Annotated in this window: 17 protein-coding genes and 1 tRNA gene; 6 read left to right on the forward strand and 12 right to left on the reverse strand. The window is 66.9% G+C overall.

All coding sequences use genetic code 11. From position 1 onward, the window contains the following. Nucleotides 1-727 precede the first annotated feature (727 nt). Entirely contained in the window at nt 728-1270 is a 543-nt protein-coding gene (locus H590_RS0112080; protein ID WP_028703736.1) for an SseB family protein, read from the reverse strand. Between the two features lie 38 nt (nt 1271-1308). Here H590_RS0112080 and H590_RS17465 point away from each other — a divergent pair, with 38 nt between their 5' ends. Continuing rightward, entirely contained in the window at nt 1309-1827 is a 519-nt protein-coding gene (locus tag H590_RS17465) for a hypothetical protein (protein ID WP_051238592.1), read from the forward strand. A 150-nt stretch (nt 1828-1977) separates the two neighbouring features. On the opposite strand, the gene hisG is transcribed toward H590_RS17465, so the two are convergent. From hisG to H590_RS0112105, 4 genes are all read right to left on the reverse strand, one after another. Further along, complete coding sequence (hisG, locus tag H590_RS0112090) at nt 1978-2838, reverse strand: ATP phosphoribosyltransferase (protein ID WP_028703737.1); 861 nt, start codon at nt 2836-2838, stop codon at nt 1978-1980. A 16-nt stretch (nt 2839-2854) separates the two neighbouring features. Further along, nucleotides 2855-3121: a phosphoribosyl-ATP diphosphatase gene (locus tag H590_RS0112095; protein WP_028703738.1), complete on the reverse strand. Its 267-nt coding sequence runs from the start codon at nt 3119-3121 to the stop codon at nt 2855-2857. A 142-nt stretch (nt 3122-3263) separates the two neighbouring features. Then, a complete protein-coding gene (gene pnuC, locus H590_RS0112100; RefSeq protein WP_028703739.1) occupies nt 3264-3950 on the reverse strand; it encodes a nicotinamide riboside transporter PnuC in 687 nt (228 codons plus the stop codon). Between the two features lie 150 nt (nt 3951-4100). After that, a complete protein-coding gene (locus tag H590_RS0112105) occupies nt 4101-4682 on the reverse strand; it encodes a DUF3090 family protein (protein ID WP_028703740.1) in 582 nt (193 codons plus the stop codon). Between the two features lie 108 nt (nt 4683-4790). Between H590_RS0112105 and H590_RS0112110 the strand changes: the two genes are divergently transcribed. Further along, on the forward strand, nt 4791-5750 hold the full coding sequence (locus H590_RS0112110; protein ID WP_028703741.1) for an aldo/keto reductase: 960 nt from the start codon (nt 4791-4793) through the stop codon (nt 5748-5750). A gap of 39 nt (nt 5751-5789) precedes the next feature. Here H590_RS0112110 and H590_RS0112115 read toward each other — a convergent pair whose 3' ends face one another. Beyond that, complete coding sequence (locus H590_RS0112115) at nt 5790-7085, reverse strand: citrate synthase (protein ID WP_097799822.1); 1296 nt, start codon at nt 7083-7085, stop codon at nt 5790-5792. Between the two features lie 2 nt (nt 7086-7087). Further along, entirely contained in the window at nt 7088-8440 is a 1353-nt protein-coding gene (locus tag H590_RS0112120; RefSeq protein ID WP_028703743.1) for a M20/M25/M40 family metallo-hydrolase, read from the reverse strand. 134 nt (nt 8441-8574) lie between these two features. Here H590_RS0112120 and H590_RS0112125 point away from each other — a divergent pair. Then, nucleotides 8575-8660: transfer RNA gene (locus tag H590_RS0112125), tRNA-Leu, on the forward strand. 158 nt (nt 8661-8818) lie between these two features. Then, nucleotides 8819-10054: a tyrosine-type recombinase/integrase gene (locus tag H590_RS0112130; protein WP_084149497.1), complete on the forward strand. Its 1236-nt coding sequence runs from the start codon at nt 8819-8821 to the stop codon at nt 10052-10054. Nucleotides 10055-10355: 301 nt separating this feature from the next. Here the strand turns inward: H590_RS0112130 and H590_RS19210 are convergent, their stop codons facing one another. Then, complete coding sequence (locus H590_RS19210) at nt 10356-11063, reverse strand: hypothetical protein (protein ID WP_232020995.1); 708 nt, start codon at nt 11061-11063, stop codon at nt 10356-10358. 55 nt (nt 11064-11118) lie between these two features. Further along, the gene (locus H590_RS18450; RefSeq protein WP_051238594.1) at nt 11119-11964 is read right to left on the reverse strand and encodes a DUF5906 domain-containing protein; all 846 of its coding nucleotides are present in this window, start codon (nt 11962-11964) and stop codon (nt 11119-11121) included. A 380-nt stretch (nt 11965-12344) separates the two neighbouring features. On the opposite strand from H590_RS18450, the gene H590_RS18455 reads away from it, so the two are divergent. Further along, entirely contained in the window at nt 12345-12494 is a 150-nt protein-coding gene (locus tag H590_RS18455) for a hypothetical protein (protein WP_154655328.1), read from the forward strand. A gap of 2015 nt (nt 12495-14509) precedes the next feature. Here H590_RS18455 and H590_RS0112145 read toward each other — a convergent pair. Both H590_RS0112145 and H590_RS16590 read right to left on the reverse strand, forming a co-directional pair. Continuing rightward, on the reverse strand, nt 14510-15259 hold the full coding sequence (locus tag H590_RS0112145) for a CPBP family intramembrane glutamic endopeptidase (protein WP_084149498.1): 750 nt from the start codon (nt 15257-15259) through the stop codon (nt 14510-14512). Continuing rightward, nucleotides 15256-17106: a DHH family phosphoesterase gene (locus H590_RS16590; protein ID WP_051238596.1), complete on the reverse strand. Its 1851-nt coding sequence runs from the start codon at nt 17104-17106 to the stop codon at nt 15256-15258. The genes H590_RS0112145 and H590_RS16590 overlap by 4 nt, the downstream gene beginning before the upstream one ends. 159 nt (nt 17107-17265) lie before the next feature. Here H590_RS16590 and H590_RS0112155 point away from each other — a divergent pair, with 159 nt between their 5' ends. Then, nucleotides 17266-17673, forward strand: coding sequence for an Lsr2 dimerization domain-containing protein (locus H590_RS0112155; RefSeq protein ID WP_028703746.1), 408 nt, complete (start codon nt 17266-17268; stop codon nt 17671-17673). Nucleotides 17674-17890: 217 nt separating this feature from the next. Here the strand turns inward: H590_RS0112155 and H590_RS0112165 are convergent, their stop codons facing one another. Continuing rightward, a complete protein-coding gene (locus H590_RS0112165) occupies nt 17891-18100 on the reverse strand; it encodes a hypothetical protein (RefSeq protein WP_028703747.1) in 210 nt (69 codons plus the stop codon). Between the last annotated feature and the right edge of the window lie 1521 nt (nt 18101-19621).

The following is a 19621-nucleotide window of genomic DNA, read 5'->3' on the forward strand; positions in this document are numbered from 1 at the left end:
CATCAACAAAACATCTTTATTGACTAAATATATGACACACTGTTGAGTTCTCAAACATCACACACGACCCGTACCACCACATCACATGGCCGCTTGGGGCTCTCACAACACTACCGGAAACAAACCCGCCAGTCAAACCAGCCGATCCACACACTTCCCAGCACCAATCAATCCCGAAAACACCCCGAAAAGCATCCCCGGAACAACCGGAATCAATCACACCGCCCCTCACAGGACGACCCGATCAACACTACCGAAACAACACCAGCCAGTCAAACCGACCAACCCGCACACATCCCGGCACCAATCATCCCGAAAACACCCCAAAAAGGCATTCCCGAAACAATCAGATCAATCACACCGCCCCTCACGAGGCGACCCGACCAACACTACCCGAAACAACAACCCGGCACAAATCCCGAACCATCATCCCAACAACCCGAAACCACCCCACCACCCGACGCCTGCAACAGGCACCAGACAGCCGAACAGCCACGAACCATCAACCGGACAGCTCGGAGAACATTACCCCACACCCACCCACCACGCAACACAGGCCCGGTGTGGCTGTCCCCACCGGCCAGCGCTCCAGCGCACACAGCCACCCGCGGGCTCTTCAGAGCTCCCTGGAGGACGGTCTCCGGCCGCACTTCGCGACGTCTCGATCCCGACCTGTCACCGGGGCGGGTCCGCCCCGAAGAGGTCCCATCGCTCCGACGCCTTGTGCTCAGCGAGCCACCGACATCCACCCGTAGCCGCCGTCGTCAAGCTTCACCAGGCGTCTACCCGCCGACAACTGTGCGATGAGGTCGGGTCCGATCACCATGGGGACCGGACCGGCCACATCGATCAGCAGCACCTGGGCGCCTGCCTCGTCGACGGTTGCCGCCAGATCGTCCAGGTGCCCCGGTACCGGGCGCGCCCTGGCGTCCCACTCCCCCATGGCATCGGCCCCGGTGAAACACAGCAGGGCGGTCGTCCCGTCCGGGTGCGTGAGGACCACCGCGCCCAACTCGTTGACCTCGGGCGCCATCTCATGGGTCTGGTCACCTGCGGACCCAGCGCTCGGGTGGGACGGCTGCGGTGCGGCGGGAGTCGGCGACAGACGATCCTGCGGTGCCATCACCGGCATCAGCAGACGAGCCGTGCACAGCGACACCACGGCGTCCAGGTAGTCGCTCCTCGACCGGCGCGCCGCGGCGACGAGTCGGCGAACCTCGGGATCGGGATCGCCCCGATCTCCTTCGACGGGCTTCAGGAGATTGCGCACGGCCCGCACGCTACCGTGCGTGTGGGAGAGTTGACGGCATGAGTGAGGCCACCATCACCGTCATCGTCTCCGTCGTCCTGATCGTGCTCCCGCTCGCCTGGGCGGTACTGATGTGGGTCAGACGCCACTCCGTGCGATCTGTAATTCGCGGGATCGGTGCGGCTCTCGTGCCGGCCGGTCTGTGGGTTCTCGGACTGATGAGCCTTGTCGCGGGATGGCTTCGACAGTCGGTGGACTGGGTGCGATCCACCCATATGGACACCACCCGATGGGTGGGGGTCGGTGGCGCTGCCCTGGGCATCGTCATCTGGCTGGGCGCCGGCTACCTGGAGCCGGTCACCCGGCAACAGGCCAAGCAGCGTCGCATCGAGAACTCGGCGGGGCAGCCGAAGAAGGCGGGCGGCAGCACGCAGCCCTCCATCCCCACCAGCAGGACCACGCCGACCAAGCCGGCGGACAAGAAGAGCCGGAAAGGGCCCGGCAACCCCGACAAGGCGGGATTCACCGATGAGGACCGTGAGCTCATGAACCTGTTGAAGGACCGCGGCATCGACTGACGCCACGGCCCTTCATGTCACATCGGGTGGTGACCTACGGATATCCGCGGGTCACCACCCGATGTGCTTCACGCTGTTGGATGCGGCAGGCCACTCCACCATCAGATGCAGCGGCCACTCCACCGTCAGATGCGGCGGCCACTCCACCCGCTAGATGCGGCAGGCCGCAATGTCCGTGCTGAGGATGGCCCTGGCCCCGGCGTCCCAGAGCTGGTCCATCAGCCCCTGCACCTGGGTCTTGGGCACCATCGCTCGCACCGCGTACCAGCCCTGACGCGACAACGGGGAGACCGTCGGTGACTCCAGACCGGGGGTGAGGCTGGATGCCTGCTCCAGCGCAGCCTCGGGCACGTCGTAGTCGAGCATCACGTAGTTCCGGGCGACCCGGACCCCCTCGATCCGCTTCATGAAGTGGTCGAAGGCCGGTCCCCGGTCGAACCCGTGGCGCCGGATGAGCACCCCCTCCGACTCGAGGATGACGTCCCCGAAGACGGCCAGTCCGGCCTTGCGCAGGGTGGTCCCGGTCTCCACGACGTCGGCGATCGCATCGGCGACCCCCAGCCCGATGGAGGACTCCACCGCGCCGTCAAGATGAACGAGACGGGCAGAGACTCCGCGCTCGTCGAGGTACCGCTTCAGCAACCCCGGGTAGGAGGTGGCGATCCGACGACCGTCCAACTCGTCGACGGTCCTGAGGCCATCGCGACCGGCGAACCGGAACCGCGAGCGTCCGAATCCGAGACCCTTGACCTCCACCGCCTCGGCACCGGAGTCCAGCAGGAGATCACGACCGGTGATCCCCAGGTCGAGTGTCCCCTCCCCCACGTAGATGGCGATGTCGCGGGGACGAAGGTAGAAGAACTCCACCCCGTTCTCCTCGTCGAACAGCCTGAGGTCCTTGCGGTCGGTCCGCTGCCGGTAGCCGGCCTCCAGCAGGAGGGAGGCGGCGGCCTCGGACAGTGCTCCCTTGTTGGGAACGGCGATGCGCAGCTGCGCTTCCTGATCGTGCACGTCGGTCCTGTCAGGCTCAGAGGTACTTGTAGACATCGTCGAGGCTGATCCCCAGCTTGATCATCATCACCTGGAGGTGGTAAAGCTCCTGGCTGATCTCCTCGGCGGTGCGGTCATTGCCCTCGTACTCAGCGGCGATCCACACCTCGGAGGCCTCCTCGACGACCTTCTTGCCGATCGCATGGACCCCGCGATCCAGCTCGTCGACGGTCTTCGACCCCTCGGGGCGATTGGCCGCCTTCTCGGACAGCTCGGCAAAGAGTTCTTCGAATGTCTTGCTCACCCGGCCAACCCTAGCCGAGGGGCGCCTCCCGCTCCGTCCCTGACCATCCAGCGGCCAGCGGCATCGGTGGGACCTAGGTCGCAGCACCCGCACCGCTGCGATCACTGCGGGGATTCGCGATGTCCGACCCCGGACGTCGGGATCACCCGACGGCGTCGCCCTCGTCGTCGCTGACGACCCGAGGATGCTCGCTGCGCCACCAGGTGAGGAAGCCGTACAGGCAGAACAGCCCGTAGAAGCTGTACATCAGGGCACTGGGGTAGTAGTGCGCCGACAGCAGCAGGGGGACGCCGACCAGGTCGACCGCGATCCACACGAACCAGAACTCGTTCCAGCCGCGGGCCATGCCGTAGGTGGCCAGGATCGAACCGGTGAGGATCCAGGCGTCGGAGGCCGGCCCCCAGGAGCCCAGCGCCTCCAGCGCCAGGTAGAAGACCACGAGCATGACGACGGCCGCGGCTCCCGCGACAGCCCGTTCCCGCGGGGTCGCCCAGCGCGGTCTGACGGCGTCCCGGGAGTCGCTGTGGTGGCGTCGGTAGCGGCCCCAGGCCACCCATCCGTAGACCGAGGTGATGATGAAGAAGACCTGGCGACCGGCCTGGCCCCACAGGTCCAGGTCCTGCGGGGTGTGGAAGACGCCGCCCAGGAAGACCGTGAACAGCAGGGCGTTGCCCAGAATCCCGATCGGCCAGGCCCACACCCGTCGCCGGGCCCCGCCCAGGGCCGAGGCCAGACCGAACAGATTCCCGACGATCTCGCGCCACAGGATCGGCCTGCCCAGCCCGACGTCCCACTGGGCGTTGAGGAACCTCAGAATGACCTCACCCATTGATGCCGCCTCCGCTCTGCCCGCACCCGTACTGGACCAACGGCCCCAGATTCTGCCAGAGCCGTGGGCACTGACCCGCCGACCAGGCCCGGGCCACCGCCCTCGACCGTCGGACTGGGGCCGTGCCCGGGCGCCCGGGAGGAGAGCAGATCACAGGAACAGCGGGCGGCGGTAGCCGTTGGAACGGGGGCAGATGTGACCGCCCGGGTTGATCGGCTGACCGCAGAACGGGCAGGACGGGCGTCCGGCCTTCAGCAGGAACCGGCAGCGGGCCACGAACTGTCGGGCCTGGTCCGGGGTGAGTCGCACCTCCAGGGAGTCGGGGGCGTCCTCGGGGCTGGCGTAGAGCAGAAGCTGGGGATCCGCGCTCATCATCTCGTCGCCACTGACTGCGAAGAACTCCACGACGAGCCGGTTGGCGGGGTTGTCCCACGAGATAGCGATCGCCCCGATGGTGAACTCCTCCTCCAGGGGGGCGTCCAGGGGGTCGGTGTCATCGGGCTCCTCGACGGCGTCCGGAATGCTCACGATGCCGGCTGCGAGCCTGCTCAGGTCGTTGAGGATCCGGTCGAGGTGGCCCGACAGCAGATCCACCTGCTCCCGGTCGCAGCGCACCGTCGTGAGGCGGTTGGCCTGGCGGACCTGCATGTAGAAGACCCGGTCCCCCGGCCATCCGACCGTCCCGCACACGAAACGGTCAGGATCCTGGTAGTGGTGGGTGACTCGGGCCATGGGGCCACTGTAGGGGCTCGGGGACGGGTCGAGGTGGACCCCACGATCGGTCCATCGGCACCACTAGGCTTGGCGCGCACCGGCGCGTCGGCCCGAGGGAGAACACAGATGCTGTCGAGAACAGTGGGCGCCAGCGGCCTCAAGGTCTCGCGTATGGGGCTTGGCACGCTGACCTGGGGCGGGCAGACCGACGTCCAGGATGCCCGCACCATGCTGCTGCGCTTCGTCGAGGCCGGCGGCAGTCTGATCGACACCGCTCCGGCCTATGCCTCGGGTCTGGCCGAGAAGATCATCGGTCGGGCGATCCATCTCGACCTGAACCGCGACGACCTGGTGATCGCCACCAAGGCCGGGTTCACCGTCGAGGGGCCCGACCGCATCGTCGACACCTCGCGGTCGGCGATGCTGCGGGATCTGGAGGGGTCTCTGCGACGACTGCGCACCGACCACGTCGATCTGTGGCAGGTCCACGCCTGGGGCGACGCGCCCCTCGAGGAGACCTGCGAGGCCTTGGACCATGCCGTGCGCAGCGGGATGGCCCGCTATGTCGGGGTGAGCAACTTCGTGGGATGGCAGTCGGCGACCGCGGCCACCTGGCAGCGCGCAGAGCACTCCCGGATGCCGATCGTCAGCAACCAGGTGGAGTACTCCTTGCTGGCCCGCCGCGCCGAGATCGAGGTGGTGCCGGCGGCGCGTCACCACCGGATGGGGGTGCTGGCCTGGTCCGCGCTGGGTCGTGGAGTCCTCGCCGGCAGGTACCGCACCGGCACCCCGCGGGACTCGCGGGGGGCCAACGACAAGCTCTCCTGGTTCGTCGAGCCGTATCTCACGACGAAGTCGCGGGCCGTCGCCGAGGCTGTCGCCAAGGCCGCCGACGGTCTGGGCATCACCCCGGCCCAGGTGGCGCTGTCCTGGGTGCGCGACGCCCCTCAGGTGGCCTCGGCGCTGGTCGGCCCGCGCACTCCCGCCCAGCTCACCGAGTTGCTGGCCGCCGACGAGCACGAGCTGCCCGACGAGATCACCGCCGCTCTCGACGACATCACGGGCGGGCCGAACCTGCTCCGGTGAGAGCACCTGTCACCGACAGGGTTCGTCGTCGGGGACCTCTCAGTCGCGATCCTCGGGAGGGGTCCACTCGGTGTGGGCAGCGCCGCGGTAGAGCTGACGGGGCCGGTCGATCCGGCCCCTGGGGTCGTCGTGGACCTCTTTCCACTGGGCGATCCATCCGGCGGTCCGCCCGATCGAGAACATCACCGTGAACATGTTCAGCGGGATGTTGAGGGCGCGCAGCACGATTCCCGAGTAGAAGTCGACGTTCGGGAACAGCCTGCGCTCGACGAAGTAGTCGTCGGCCAGCACCACCTGCTCCAGTTCGCGGGCGATGTCGAGCAGCGGGTCGGTGCGGTTGAGGGTGTCCAGCAGCTGGTCGCAGGCGCGGCGCAGAATCTTGGCCCGCGGGTCCCAGTTGCGGTAGATGCGGTGGCCGAAGCCGGGGATGCGCTGCCTCTCGTCCTTGACCTTGGCGACGTACTGGCGCGGCGTCAGGCCGGACTCGTGGATCCTTTCCAGGCCCTTCACCGCATTGGCGTTGGCTCCGCCGTGACGCGGACCCCACAGGGCGCAGACCCCCGCCGCGCAGGAGGTGAACAGGTTCGCCCCCGAGGAGCCGACCATCCTCACGGTCGACGTCGAGCAGTTCTGCCCGTGGTCGGCGTGCAGCACCAGGAAGAGGTTGAGCGCCTCGGCGACCACCGGATCGGCCTCGAAGGGCTCGTAGGGCAGCGAGAACATCATGTGGAGGAAGTTCTCCACGTACCGCAGGTCGAAGCGCGGGTAGATGGCCGGCTCGCCGATCGAGGCCTTGTAGGAGGCCGCCGCGATGGTGCGCACCTTGGACAGCAGCTTGGCCGCGGACTCGATGAAGGACTCGTCATCGGTGATCCTGGGCCTGTCGTGGGTGCTCATCGCATTGATCATCGAGGACATGATCGCCATCGGGTGCCCATTGGGCGGGAAGGCGTTGAAGTGCAGGTCCATCGACCGGTGCAGGGCCGAGTACTTGGTGAGCAGGGCGCCGAATCGTTCGATCTCGGCGGTGGTCGGCAGCTTTCCGAAGATCAGCAGCCAGGCCGTCTCGGTGAACGAGATGTGCTCGGTGGCGAAGGTCTCGATGGGGATGCCCCGGTAGGTGAGCACCCCGTTCTCACCGTCGATCGATGAGATCGCCGAGCTGCAGGACGCCGTGTTGGCGAAGGACGGGTCGAAGGTCGTCACCCCGCCGGTTGCGGCCCGCAGCCCTGAGATGTCGATCGACCTCGCGCCGGTGGTCCCGGTGAGCACCGGGAGCGTGTACTCCTTGCCATCGAGGGTCAGGGTGCAGGTCTGGCCTGTGTTCTGATTCATCATCATGCCTCCTCGAGAATGTGATCAACGACCCTGGCCCCGAATGCCAAGGAGTCCAGCGGTACCCTCTCGTCCACCCCGTGGTACAGCGAGATGAAGTCGAAGTCCTCCGGGAGTTTCAGGGGCGTGCATCCGTAGCATCGGATGGTGCGGCCGTCCGGGAGCCGGGCGAAGCCCTTCGCATCGGTCCCCGCACTGTTGAGGAAGGGAAGCACCATCGCACCCGGGTCCTCGGCATCGATGGCCGACCTGATGGCATCGACCACCGGGCCGTCGAACGGTGCCTCGACCGAGGGCCGGTAGGCGATCGTCTCGAAGGTGATTCCGGGTCCGGCGAGGTCCTTGATCTGGGCGATCATCTCCTCGTCGTGGCCTGGCACGAACCGCGCATCCAGCTCCGCGCTGGCGGCGGTCGGGATCACGTTGACCTTGTATCCCGCCGACAGCACGGTGGGGGTCACCATCTGGCTGGATGCGGCGCCGACCATTCTCGACAGCGGTCCCAGACCGGCCAGCGATCCTTCGAGGTCGTCGTGGTCGACGTCGACCCCCCATAGCCGCGAGTAGGAGTCCAGGAAGGCCTCCTGGACCGGATGATGAAGATCGGGCCAGCGGTGGGCGACGATCCGGTCGACAGCGGCGCAGATCCGCGCCACGGCGTTGTCCGGGTTGCGCATCGAACCATGCCCTGCCAGCCCGGTGGCGGTCATCCGGAACCACCACAGTCCCTTCTCGGCGGCCTGGACGACGTAGCCGCGACGACCCTGGGGAGTGGTGACGGAGAATCCGCCGATCTCGCTGATGGCCTCGGTGACGCCGTCGAAGACCTCGGGGTGGTGCGGGCCGAGCCAGCTAGAACCCAGAGTGCCGGAGGCCTCCTCATCGGCGAAGAGGATGAATCTCACCGGCCTGGAGGGGACCTCGCCGCGACGGTGCCGGGCCCGCATGGCCGACAGCACCATGGCGAGAAACCCCTTCATGTCGATGGCGCCGCGTCCCCACAGGCAGTCGTCGCGGATCTCTCCGGAGAACGGGGGCACCGTCCAGTCGCTCGCATCGGCGGGCACGACGTCGCTGTGACCGTGCAGCATCAGGACCGGTCGGGACATGTCGGTGCCCTCGGGAGCCCAGTCGGCGACCAAGGTGGTGCGGCCCGGCTCGGGCTCGTAGGTCCGGCAGGTCGCCTCGATCTCGGTGAGGAGATCCGCCACCAGACCCGCCATCTCGGCCTCGCCACGGGCTCTTCCAGGACCGAAGTTCGTCGAGTCGACCCGGAGAAGATCCTGACAGATCGTCACCACCTCGGTCTCGGGTGCGGTGCCGACGACCGAGGTCGTCGAGGTGTCTGGATCCATACCGGGATTCTGCCACCGGCTCCCGGCAGCCGGACATCCCGGCCACTGTGAGACACAGATTTGCGGACTCCGGAGAGATCGGGATAAGCTTCCATAGCTGTCGACGCAGGGCGCACTGCCCGAGTCGGCGATCTGTCCGGGTGGCGGAATTGGTAGACGCGCTAGCTTGAGGTGCTAGTGGCCGCTTTAGGCTGTGGAGGTTCAAGTCCTCTCTCGGACACACGGAGAAGTAGCCCGTGACTAGGTTCAACACCTAGTCACGGGCTACTTGTCATTTACGAGGAAGTCCGCACAGGGGGGCATGAATGGGCACGAGACGGGTTTCATTGGGCACGTGGTGGGCACGGACAGACTGCACCAACCGAGGAGGGGCGGAGCATGGGCAAGAGGGACAGTCACAGGAGGACGTTCGGCAGCACGAGGAAGTTGACGAGTGGGAACTGGCAGGCCCGTTACATCGGTCCTGACCATCACAGGCACCAGGCACCGAGCACGTTCGTCGACCGGGGGTACGCCGAGGGGTGGCTGTCGGAGGAGCGCAAGCTCATCAGTCAGGGACTGTGGACCCCTCCGATCCAGCGATACGCCGAGCAGGTGGCCGCCGAGGAGCGTGAGGCCGCCATGCCCACGGTTCTCGAATGGATCGGGACCGTCATCGAGCGTCGCGCCACCAGAGCCCGCAGGCCGTTGAGACAGACCACGGTCGATCTGTACCGCAAGGACGCCCGCCTGAGGATCGCCGGCACCAGGCTCGGTGATCTGCGACTGGACACAGTCACCCGGGCCGACGTCGCAGCGTGGTGGGACCACCTTGACCGCTCGACGCCGACCCAGAACTCGAGGGCCTACCAGCTGCTGTCATCGGTGATGAAGGATGCCGTCGACGACGAGCTCATCGAGACCAGCCCCTGTCATCTCAAGGGGGCCGGCAAGCCACGCCCCCAGCACTCGGCCGCCACGGTGGAGGCGCTCACCCCTGCCCAGACCCTCGCCTACATGCGCGCGGTGCCCGAGCACTACCGGGTCGCGCTCATGGTGGGCATCTGGTGCGGACTGCGCTCCGGGGAGATCCGAGGTCTGCGCCGCCGCGACGTGGACCTGGGGGCCAAGGTCTTCCACGTCGAGCAGGCCGTCAGCAGGGTCAGGATCGGCGACCACCATTGGGACTGGCACTACGGCGACACCAAGACCGACGCCGGTTGGCGTGCGGTGGCCATGCCGGCCCAGCTCGTCAGGCCGATGCGCACCTGGCTGGCCGGACTGCCGGTGCGGGGCAGGGACGCCCTCGTGTTCCCCGCCAGCGACGGGGTGCACCCTCTGGCCTCGTCGGTGCTGTGGGAGGCTCACCACAAGGGTTGCGAGGTCATCGATCGTCCGGAACTCACTGTCCACGACCTGCGGCGTACCGCCGCAACCCTGGCCGCCCAGGACGGGGCCACCACCGCCGAGCTCATGCGGATGCTCGGCCACACGACCGCTGCCATGGCCATGCACTACCAGATGACGTCGACCAATCGTGACCGAGAGCGTGCCGATCGGTTGTCCCGCACGCTCCGCCAGGCCGAGAAGCGCGGGAGGCATGAGGCCGACGGGTCGTCAACTGCCCGGCCCTGAAGGGCCGGGGTTCCTCGCCGACAATCTGCTGAATTATTGTCACATCATTGCACTGATCTGCATAGGGTGGCATTGAAGCGCATTCCCGGTCTACACTGATGATGTAGCTCGGTGCCACGAGCTGGTCCGACCGGGACCGGTGGGGGGTCACGCCCACCTCAAGCAGGGATCGCCTGCGCGGCATGTGGAGTCATCTGTGTGACACCACACCCATCGAGGATCGCGCACACCCTGAGGCCGCACCATGCCGTCACGTTCCCATCTCGACGAGGAGACCGTCGAGCCTGTGTTCATCTCCTTGTCACAGGCCGGTCAGATGATCGGATACTCGCTCGACACCATTCACCGGCGCATCACCGAGGGCCGGCTCCCGGTTTTCCAGGACGGGCGGCTCCGCAGGGTGCGCCCCGCCGACGTGCTGGCCCCGGCCTGCGGATCTGGTGCGCATCGGGATGTCCCAGAACTGGTGGTAGGCCTCCGACAGGTACTGCGCCAGCATCGTGAGGTCGTAGTTGGCCGAGTTGTAGCCGGCCAGGAAGGGATCGTGACGCGGGTGGTAGCCGGGGTCCGTGTCGCACCGGGGCCTCAGACCGGCAGGGTAGCTGGAGGAGGCGTCAGGATCGCACACCGGGTCGGCGTCCGAGACACCCAGGATCCCGGCCAGGTAGGCCACCTGGCCGGGATCACCGAGATCGTGGACGGCGATCCTCGCCTGGGACGGCAGGCCCGGGTTGCCCCGGCGGATGGCCAGGGCGAGCTCGGCGGGAACCAGCCGGCCCCGCAGGTCAGCGTCATCGATCTGGGCAAAGACGTCCAGACGGGGGGTGTGCCCCGGCACCGCGGTCAGCCCACACAGGGTGAACGCGTTGGACAGCGACTCGATGTCATAGAACCAGAACCCCGAGGTGGCCGCAGTGATCGCGGTGGGCTCGGCGGGAGCCGCCGCGGCCCCGGTAGGAGACTCGGCTGCGGCCTGTGGGGCCAGGGACGAGGTGGTGAGTGTGGTCATCGGCCCTCCTGGGGTCATGGGTGGTCGGATGGGGTGAGTGAGAGCGCTCGGCGGCTCAGTCCTCGTCGGGATCGGTCGTCTGTCGATCCGCCGGATCCGGGGCGCAGACGATGCCGACCCGCTCCAGTCCCCGGTAACTGGACTTGAGGAGCGGCTGCGAGCGTGCCAGCGGGTCGGAGCCCTGGTAGCCGGGGGCGTACCAGCTCTTGAGCTCGTACTCGGCGATGAGCGGTTCGGGGTCGTCCATCATCGTGCGGGGCCGGATCTTGCGGGTTTTGGACCGGCACGTCCACATCGGGTCGTTCTCCACGACCGCCAGCAGGTCTGGGACGAACTGCTGGCTGCGGATCACCGAACCCGAGCGGTTGGCCCGGGCGAACCACGAGCAGAAGTGGTCGTAGAGGAACGAGAACGGCAGCAGGTCCCAGGTGTACTGGTAGTTGAACTCCTCCCAGAACTCCCGCACCGGGTCGTTGAAGACCTTGTACTCATCCATCAGTTCGCGGGTGGCCGGCGGCTCGTCGAACTGGTAGTAGTCGGGCACGTCGACCAGGACGTGACGCAGTACGAACTGGAGGACCTCGGGCCGGGTGAGGTAGTCCTGTTTGATGTAGGACCGCTCGTGGCCGGTGAAGGACTTGGCGAAGGGCACGAACAGCTGGCGGCGGTAGAACGACTCCGACTTGTCCTTGAAGCGCGGCATGCCGTTGAGGCACTGCACCATGAAGCCCCAGAACTGGAAGGCCACCGGGGTCCGGTGCTTGCGATTGATCTCGAGGATGTCGTTGGTCTGGATCGTCTTGAGGTTGGCGGCACGGTCGATGAAGGCCCCGACGTCGTTCTCGTCGCAGATGATCGCCCCGGCGCTCAGCAGCGGCTCCAGGCGGAAGTCGCGGCCCATCGCCTCCAGCGACAGGGCGGCGCATGAGCTGGCAGATCGAGCCCTTGCCGTTGTTGCCCTTGTCCGAGTAAAACCACGCCGACTTGTTCCAGCGGACCAGGGGACGGGTCAGCGCCCCGATGATCTGCCACATGAGCTCGGCCATGCCCTGCTGGGCGGGGTCGTCGAACATCTCGTCGATCCAGCTCACGATGTCCCACGGCTGACCGTCGGGCATCGTGATGACCGGATTGGGGACGTTGACGTCCAGGTCGTGGGGGATCTTGGACAGGAAGATGAGATCGCGGTCGAAGGGGTGCAGTGACTTGGCGTGAAAGCTGAACGTGCGTCCCTCGATCTGGAGGTCGGTGTCGGTGGCTCCGTAGTAGAAGATCCCGTTGTTGACCGCCACCAGATCCTGTTCCAGGCACCGCTGGTGCCGGGGGGCCGACTCGCGCAGCACCAGGACCACCGACTCCCAGTCCTTGGTGGTGATGCCCAGGCAGTACTGGCGGGCGATCTCGCGGATGCGCGACTCCGAGGTGGTGTAGGTGCCCCGGCCCTCGCCAGTGGGCTCGTACATGGCCAGCACGTCGTAGTCACGGTCGTGGGACAGGGTGGAGGGCCGGACCAGGATGACCCGGTGGAGTCGCATGAGGACATGGGCGATCTGCCAGAATGACAGGCTCCTCAGGTCCGGGTAGTCACTCGACCCCTTGGGTTTGGCGACGTTGGCCTGGGCGATGAGGGCGTTGGTCGTGCCCAGCAGGTGCTGCACCACCGCAATCGGCTCGGGGGAATCCAGGGGGTCGACGAGATCGAGGTAGCCGGTGGTGGCCCGCTCGACGATCTCGTCGAGCGGAGCCCGCGAGCCAGGATGGTCGGTGGCCATCGCCGCCATGAGGTCGGCCATGAAGGCGGCCACGTCGGGAGTCGACCCCGACAGGTGTCCGGAGGGTGCGGAGGATGTCGTCATGATTCGGTTCTTCCGGGTCGTAGGAGACCACCACCCCCGGGCCGACAGGAGCTTGTGTCTCAGATTGGAACGAATGCGTAGCTCACTCTAGATGTTCTGAGTCGTCATCACAATGATCTGTCCGAGGCTCGCCAGTTCATCTGAGGATGGTTTGAATGACCCAACGGGTGGCCGCGGCGTCATCTCCATCGCACCCGACAGGGCAGCGCTCCCGTCGCCCTGTCGGGTCGTGGGGGGAGGGTTGCCCAGTGGTGACCGCCGCACCGTGGACGCCCGTGGTGGGTGCTCGCACGAGATGGTCGGAACGGACCTGGTCGAGGGGTTCCGGCCCGGTGATCCATAACCGAGATGTACCACTGCCTACCACTACGTACCAGACAAAAAATCGGTCATGTGGTACATCCGCAAACCGCGCCATGACAGGCTCAAATAGGATCTAAATGGGGTTTGTACCACTTGTACCACTGAAAAGTACTTTATATACATGCGCGAGAGACCCCTTACTGAGTACTCCCTACCCTCTTCCTGTGTTCGACCTGTGTCCCTCGATGTACCACATGTACCAGAGGAATCACATTTGGAGGTGTTACCCCCCTATATATAAAAATGCGATTCAGTGGTACACCCGATTTGGGCCCAAAACTGGCACCTGACAAGGGGTTATGGTGTGTGTTCCATGTGGTACATCATGTGGTACATTCTGGCCCTCGGCGGGGCTTCGACCACCGCTATTGAGTCAGGATGACTCAACTCTTGGGACATGACCCCTCTTCGGGGCATCATACCTGAGTCGGCCGCACTCAACTCTGATGCTCCTTCGGTCACCGTGGATCCACCTCGATCCGAGGCGATCAGGCCGGTCGACCCGCGATCCGCGAATCGATGAGCTCGGTCGTCGCTGAGTACCGGAGGGTCACCGTCAGGTGGTACGTCGGGTCTCCCCCCGCACCTCGTCATGCATCATTGGGACACATCTCGAAAATTATTCTGACAATGATGTTGAACATCATGGCGATGGTCTGGTAATGTTCTTCTCAAGGTGATGCACGACATGTCGTCGTCGTGTGAGACCGGGCCGGTGGAACGGTAATGCGAGACCGAGGCCCCAGATCCCCCTGAGGGAGGGTCTGGGGCCTCGGTCTGTGTCTGCAGACATGGTTGTCGCAGGAACTACCGGCCGGCCGCCGGCTCAGGACGGTTCACTACGGTCAATCTCGACCGCCGTGGCACGTGCTCGCATGGCGAGTGTCCTGCTGAAGCACCTCGAATGGAGGGTTCCGGGATTGTGGGAGAGCACCAGGAACACACCTGTGTCCCGTGATGCCTGCTCGACAGGGTTCTCATGACCCTCAGCCCCTCCCCCGGTGGCCGTCCCCGCGGCCACCACCTTCCCGGCTCGTACCGGTGAGTCGTCGGCGACCCCGACAGGTGTCGCCGACGTGCTCGACCGTTGTGGACCATGGGGGCACCCCCAGCCGACACCCCAGGACGTGCCCCAGCGGGCCTGTGTCCGGCCGGCACCGACCAGGTGAGGCTTTTCTCTGGGTGCCCAGGCGTGCCCCAGCGGCTCCACGGAGCTCTGGTGCCCGTTCAGACCGTCGCTGCAGCCGGCCACCTCGTCCAGGTCGCCGTCATCGCGATCGTCAACCCCGCTACCAGCACGACCACCACGAACGGGTGGGCCGACATGGCCGCGATCGCCGTCGCCGGGATCACCAGCGCCGCCAGGTTGAACCCGATGTGGGCCAGGATCTCGGGCCACAGTCTGCCGGTCATCTCCCTCATGAGTGCCAGGACGACGCCCAGCGGCACGACCGCCAGGCCCTGGACGAGGTTGCCGTGGAGCACCGCGAAGACCAGCGTCGTGAGCACCACCGACGTGGTCAGGGACACCTCACGTCGCAGCAGCGGGAACATCAGCCCGCGCAGCATGAGCTCCTCGGTCACCGGGGCGACCAGCAGCGTGAACACCAGGGTGAGAGCCAACGGTGCCTGCGACTGCGCCGCCACGTGCTCCTGCCAGCCCCGCGACCCCACGACCCGGTAGACCATCTGTGCGGCCGTCTGACCCGTCACCACTGTCAGCCCCACCACGCCTGCCAGGGCCGCAACCCGGGCCGGCGTGGAAGCCGGTCCACCTCGATGTCGACGGTCCACCAGAGACGTCCGGGCGATGATCAGCCCGGCCACCAGCCCCGCGACCCCGTCGGCGATCAGCGCCGCGGTCATCGTCGAGGGCACCAGGACCGCCGCACAGATGGCGATCACCAGGTACCCCGGCGGCACTCCCAGACATACCGTCGTGACCGCAGTGACCCGCCGGAGCACTGCCCGGCTCATGGCGTCACCGGGACCCGTGCGGGCTCGTCGACCATGTGGTCGACGATGAGCTGGACGCTGCGGTGCCCCCTGAACTCGTTGAGCGAGAGGGTCCCCTGCAGGCGCAGCCAATTCGTCGGCTGCGGGTCGTCGAGGACCTGGCGCAACTGCCCCACATGATCGGCGGCGTTCCACCACAGCAGGCGGGTGCCCTCGGCGGTGGTGAGCCGGACGTGCTGGTCCTCGGAGCCGATGAGGTCCATCCGGGTCGTCGCCGGGTCCGCGGTGATCTCGGTCACCGGAGTCTCGAAGCCATGACCGAACGGGCGCAACGCCTCCAGACGTTCCAGAAGACTGAGTAGCGGCCTGTCGTCGACCAGTCCGGCGTCGGCGTCCGGGGAGGGTCCCAGTCGTAGATCCGGCGCGCTGGTGAGGTCAGTCGGCCCTGCCTCGGCGAGGATCCGGGCGGTGGTCGACTCGAGGAGGGCGGCCAGCTCGGCCAGCCCGTCCAGACCCTCCACCCGCACGCCGCAGGCCTGCTGGTGACCGATACCCATCATGTGGGGCACCGGTGCGAGGGTGTCGATGATGTTGAACCAGGCCGGGGCCCGCCCCGATCCGCTGAACATGACCCCGGGGCCCGGCGCGCCCAGCACGACCACGGGATGACCGGAGGCAGTCATCAGCTTGTTGGCCAGCAGGCCCAGCATCCCGCCCGGCGCGTGCGAGAGGTACACCCAGGGAGCCAGCGGCTGGTCCGAGCCCTGGAGCTCGGCGACGAAGTCCTTGACCATCTCCATGCGCTGCTGATTGGCCTGAAGGACCCGCGTCGCCGTCTCCAGACGGGTCTGGGTGGGACCGGGGGCGAAGATCTCGAAGCAGTCGGAGATCGGTGTGCCGATACGCCGGGGGCTGTTGAAGGCCGGAGCCAGGTACCAGCCGTAGAACTCCTCGTCGGGGTTACCGCGCAGCTTGTCGGCGGCCCGGAACGCCTTGAGGGTCAGCGCGAACCCCTCCAGGGCCGCGACGAACACCGGATGATGGTCCTCGGCGGCCAGCAGCTGCAGCAGGACCGCCTCGCCGGAGTCGATGGCGCTCGGATCGGGCTGCGGCTCGCCCCACTGATTCCTCGTGGTGGGCACCGGGGCGTCGAGCAGTCCGGCGATCGCCACCGAGTCGCGCACCAGCTGACGGTTCTCACCCACCAGCGGCATGACGTCGGAGACCGTCCCGGTCCCGGCGAACAGGCGCAGCAGTCGGATCGACCACAGCCGGTAGGGATCGTGAACCAGGGCGTAGCGCTCCAGCACCTGGTAGAACACATGGGCACCGCAGATCCCCTTGAGGGGATAGGTCTCGTCGAGACGGCATGGGTCCACCGTGACGTCGGCGCGCGAGCCAGGGAGCAACTCCTGGTGGTGGTCGGTCACCAGAACCGTCCATCCCCGGGCGTGCGCGTCATCGACCCCGGCCCCGGCGTTGACCCCTCCATCACAGGTGATGACGGTGGTGGTATCGGGCCAGCGATCCGCGATCTCGGCCATGTCGGCCGGACCCACGTCATGGCCACGCCGGTAGTCCGGGGTGTGCAGCTCCACGGTGAACCCCAGCTCGGCCATCCCGGCATGACCCAGGACACCGGAGCTGATGCCGTCCATGTCGAAGTCGGGGATGATGACGATCCGCTCACCCGACTCGTGGATCCGGTACAGCGCCTCGACCATCGTGCCCAGGTCGCCCAGATCGGGATGGGAGGGGTCGTCCAGGGCCGCCAGCACCTGCGGCGTCCAGCCACGACGGGCGCACACCAGGTCGAACAGATCGGGGACCGGCGCACGGCCCCGGGTGATTTGTGACATGCTACTCATGATTATCACGCTATCATTTCTTGATTATCTATCGATGATATATAAAGGCATTCTCACGGCACGGGAGTTCCGTGACGTGGTCGATGGTTCGTGTTGTGACCAGCAGCGAGCCCCAGGTGATGTCCTTGATGATCAGCGCCGTTTTGCTATGGTCATCCCATGGCAGTCACACAAATCATCGAGTCAGACCTTTCGCAGGCCTCAGGGGCCACAACACGGCACATCGGCCTGGGCAACGCCTGGTACGAGATCGACCTCACTGACGACGAGTACACGCAGATGTGCCAGGTGCTGGATCCCTATATCTCCCACGCCAGGCCGGACTCCCGGCTCAGCGCCGGTGCACGCGGCGGCCGCGGTCCGGGACGCTCGCGCTCCGATCGCACCGGCGAGGTGCCCATCACCACTCCCGAGCAGCGCGACAAGATCCGGTCCTGGGCCCGCGAGCAGCCCGAGTTCGCCGGCACCGTCAAGGACGCCGGGCGTATTCGCAAGGAGATCCTGGTGGCCTATCGCGAGGCTCATCCTGAGATGCGTTTCGAGTGGGAGTCATCGCCCTCGTTCTGAGCCAGACTCATCGGGCCACCACGGTCCGGTACATGCCTGCCACCGGCCTGCTGGCTCCTTGCCCGTTCACTCCCCTACAGCCCACCGAGGCATCGCCCGGTGGGCTGTTCCGCGTCCCGGCGTGCCGATCAGCAGCGGGCCCGTGTCACGACCACGTCGAGCTCCCCGGGATCGCAGTGATTGGCGATGCGAACCACGAACCGTCCGTCGCGTCGCTTCACCTGGTCTCGGCGTCGACGTCGTAGGGCTCCACCGTGCCGAACCCGGACAGCACGTCCTGGTCCGGCTCCTCGTACTGTCGGGTCCCCCTCGACCTCGCGGTGCGGTTGAGCCACTCGAGCATCTCGTGGGGATCGGGCACCTGCAGCCGAGGCTGGCAGACCTCCCCGGTCTCGTAGGGGCTGGGCAAGGATGTCGGACGCGCCATGATGTGTCCCTTTCGCGAAAATGTTGTCGGAAATGTTTCGACGGTCTGGATGCGCCGGTAGATGCGCTCCAGCTGTCATCTGGATGATCGGGATCCGCCCCCCTGGCCAGGGCATCGGATGAGCTGTCCGGTCGACTGCCGAGGGCGATCGCCGATGATGGGACCGCCCTCGCCGGGGCAGGTGGGATGATCCGCCGCGCGACCATCGCCGCCGGGGACCGCTCCATCGGATCATCGCCGAGGGTCCGGGTGCCGCGGACCGACGACCGTGGGCCGGCCGGGACGCCTTTCCTGCTCGGCGACGACGAGGTCGCCGGGAACCTCCGAACGGGTCGCCATCGCGATGCCGGCGGTCTGTCTCCGGTCGGGATCGGCGCAGGGCAGCCTTCGACGACCTGTGGTGCGCCTGCCCGGTCCACCCGGGTTCCGGCCGCGCCGGAACCGCCGTCGCGGCGATGAGGCCTCCGGTGGTTCGCCGGCTCATCGCCCGTGCCACCCGTGGTGGCTCCATCGTCACCGTCTCGCCCGCGAGACGGTGGCGTCCCCGTCCACCAGGAGGGTGGGGGCATGGACGTCGCGAGCCCCGGTGGGGCTCGAGGCGGCTCCTTGAGGATGCGGGCGAGCGCAGCGAACCCGTGGGGCTGCCGGCTGTGCCGGCCACCACTGTCCCGAAGCGCAGCGAGGGGCCGAGCGGAGCGAGGGTCCGAAGGACCAGTGGTGCCAGCCCCCCTTATGCCCTTTCCCTCGCGGCTCGTATGTCCCGCGGCCGGAGCGTAAGCGGAGGTCCGGGACCTTGCCGCAGGCGGCTCGCAGTCTGTGTGCACAGGCCGGTTCGGCCACCGCGATGACGCGTAGCGTCGCACAACCGGCCTGTGCGACCCCTTGTCGCAGGACCAATGGACTGTGCAGGACATGTGGTGCCCCTGGCACCGTTGTGCAGGCACGGTGCCACCCCCTGTTCCAGGGGTGCTTCCCGGTCATTCGACCTAGTGTGATGGTGGCCGCCAGGACGCCGCGCCAGCCGTGACTGATGACAGCTGGGCGGAGCCGGGTGGCACGGCTGGTGAACAGGTGTCGCTGCCTGGTCCCGGGCTCGTCCCGGGGTGGTTCCAGGTGGTGCTGAGGTGATCCGCGGCGCACCCCTTGGATCGGTCTTGTGGACCGACCGGTCCGGGGTGGTGGTGCCTGCCCGACCCCGTCGCCGCGGTGGGGTCCGGCACCTGGAGGGGCGCGCTCCCCCAGCCCCGATCCACCGGCGCACCATCTGGTCGGCAGGTGCCGGCCCGACGGCTGCAGACCGGTCGCACGGGCGTCCCTGGCAATCATGGTCGTGCTCGTGCTCCAGACGGCGGACCCGGGTGGTGGCCCGTCGGTGATCCGCCGGCCGATCGGGCGTGCCCGGGCTCCTGGTGCGGCGCTGCTCTGGTGGCGCAGCCCGGTCGCCGATGGCTCTCGCTGCCCTGGTGACTGAACGCTGGTGGCCGGTCCGCCACCCCGGGTCTCCGTCAGCACCGATGCGGC

It is taken from the genome of Acidipropionibacterium jensenii DSM 20535, from assembly GCF_000425285.1.
GTDB lineage: Bacteria > Actinomycetota > Actinomycetes > Propionibacteriales > Propionibacteriaceae > Acidipropionibacterium > Acidipropionibacterium jensenii.

What these genes read in the sequence shown, in the direction of transcription:
- H590_RS17465 (WP_051238592.1), top strand. Translation starts at nt 1,309, where the DNA reads ATGAGTGAGGCCACCATCACCGTCATCGTCTCCGTCGTCCTGATCGTG.
- H590_RS18450 (WP_051238594.1), bottom strand. Translation starts at nt 11,964, where the DNA reads ATGGGCCGCGACTTCCGCCTGGAGCCGCTGCTGAGCGCCGGGGCGATC.
- H590_RS0112165 (WP_028703747.1), bottom strand. Translation starts at nt 18,100, where the DNA reads ATGGCGCGTCCGACATCCTTGCCCAGCCCCTACGAGACCGGGGAGGTC.
- H590_RS16590 (WP_051238596.1), bottom strand. Translation starts at nt 17,106, where the DNA reads ATGAGTAGCATGTCACAAATCACCCGGGGCCGTGCGCCGGTCCCCGAT.
- H590_RS0112120 (WP_028703743.1), bottom strand. Translation starts at nt 8,440, where the DNA reads ATGGATCCAGACACCTCGACGACCTCGGTCGTCGGCACCGCACCCGAG.
- H590_RS0112145 (WP_084149498.1), bottom strand. Translation starts at nt 15,259, where the DNA reads ATGAGCCGGGCAGTGCTCCGGCGGGTCACTGCGGTCACGACGGTATGT.
- H590_RS0112130 (WP_084149497.1), top strand. Translation starts at nt 8,819, where the DNA reads ATGGGCAAGAGGGACAGTCACAGGAGGACGTTCGGCAGCACGAGGAAG.
- pnuC (WP_028703739.1), bottom strand. Translation starts at nt 3,950, where the DNA reads ATGGGTGAGGTCATTCTGAGGTTCCTCAACGCCCAGTGGGACGTCGGG.
- H590_RS0112105 (WP_028703740.1), bottom strand. Translation starts at nt 4,682, where the DNA reads ATGGCCCGAGTCACCCACCACTACCAGGATCCTGACCGTTTCGTGTGC.
- H590_RS0112115 (WP_097799822.1), bottom strand. Translation starts at nt 7,085, where the DNA reads ATGAATCAGAACACAGGCCAGACCTGCACCCTGACCCTCGATGGCAAG.
- H590_RS19210 (WP_232020995.1), bottom strand. Translation starts at nt 11,063, where the DNA reads ATGACCACACTCACCACCTCGTCCCTGGCCCCACAGGCCGCAGCCGAG.
- H590_RS0112110 (WP_028703741.1), top strand. Translation starts at nt 4,791, where the DNA reads ATGCTGTCGAGAACAGTGGGCGCCAGCGGCCTCAAGGTCTCGCGTATG.
- H590_RS0112155 (WP_028703746.1), top strand. Translation starts at nt 17,266, where the DNA reads ATGGCAGTCACACAAATCATCGAGTCAGACCTTTCGCAGGCCTCAGGG.